The 1,252-nt window shown below is 41.4% G+C and carries 1 protein-coding gene; it reads right to left on the reverse strand.

What is annotated here, in order from left to right; translation table 11 throughout:
- Positions 1-38: 38 nt before the first annotated feature.
- Positions 39-1,228 (reverse strand): IS3 family transposase gene (locus MOC86_RS27085; RefSeq protein WP_419146700.1). Its coding sequence is split into 2 segments (ribosomal slippage): positions 39-928 and positions 928-1,228, totalling 1,191 coding nucleotides; the frame shifts between segments, so codons are not numbered across the junction.
- Positions 1,229-1,252: the final 24 nt, after the last annotated feature.

Consider the following 1,252-nt stretch of genomic DNA (forward strand, 5'->3'; position numbering starts at 1 on the left):
TGGAGTTACCCCTGTCAAGTAGACAGTTAGAAAAAAGCCTAAGCAGCCAGTGTGTTTCGGTATTCAACCGGAGCACACTGGTTTAATTTTTTCTGGAATCGTTCATGATTGTAAAACCATATGTACGAGTCAATCATTTGACGAAGTTGATGTTCCGTCTCGCAGGAAGAAAAGTAGGCGTTCTCTGTTTTGAGATGAGAAAAGAACGATTCAATACACGCGTTATCTAGACAGTTTCCTCTACGAGAGTGACTGCCTTGGATCTGTACCTCTTCTAATCTTCGATTATAAACTTTCGAGGTATATTGAAAGCCTTGATCAGAGTGAAGAATCGCTCCTTGTACGTCTCGTTGAGCTACGAGATGTTCTACGGTTCCCATGACAAGTTCTACATCATTTCGTTTGGATAGTTTCCATGACACAATTTCATTATTATAAAGATCTTGAATAACGGATAAATAATAAAAACGTGGACCACAAGCAATATACGTAATATCGGTCACATAGACCCGATGAGGTTGATCAACTTGAAACAATCGATTGAGTCGGTTCGGATGAACGATAGAAGGCTTTCGTCCAAAATATCGGCGTTTCTTTCGAACCACCGATTGAATCTTCATTTCTTTCATCAATCGATATACCCGTTTATGATTGACCCGGAAGCCCTCCTTTTGTAAGGCGACAACCATACGTGGGTAGCCATAGAAAGGATGGGCCCGATGAATCGCTAGAATGTGCTCTTTCACGAGTTGATCACGTTGCTTTCTGGCCAAGCGAGTTTTCTGCGTCGTGAGCCACTTATAATAGCCAGCTCGTGATACCTTCGCAATACACACGAGCCACGTAATGGGATAAGCGTGCTTTAATTCATCAATCACTTCAAAACGTATGGCTTTTAGAATCCGTCCTCCCCATGTAGATTTGGATAACGCTTTTTTAAATACTCCACCTGTGCTTTCAAATAATCACGCTCTTCTTCGACACTTTTAAAGTGTTTTTTAGGTCGTCCGATCCAAGGGTGATCGGCATTAGAGTCCTTTCCACGCTGATCTTGAAAGGATTCACCAGCCCGATACTTCTTCACCCCATTTTTAAGTTGTGTGGAACTGCGTATCCCTAATTCATCCGCGACAATCTGGTAACTTTTTTCTTCACTTTCATACATTTGAACAGCTTTCCTTTTAAATTCTTCTGTATACTGACGAAATGTTTGTCCTTTTCGAGCCATAAAAAATCCCCTCCAAGTATAGTG

It is taken from the genome of Priestia endophytica (assembly GCF_026790145.1).
Classification (GTDB): domain Bacteria; phylum Bacillota; class Bacilli; order Bacillales; family Bacillaceae_H; genus Bacillus_I; species Bacillus_I endophytica_A.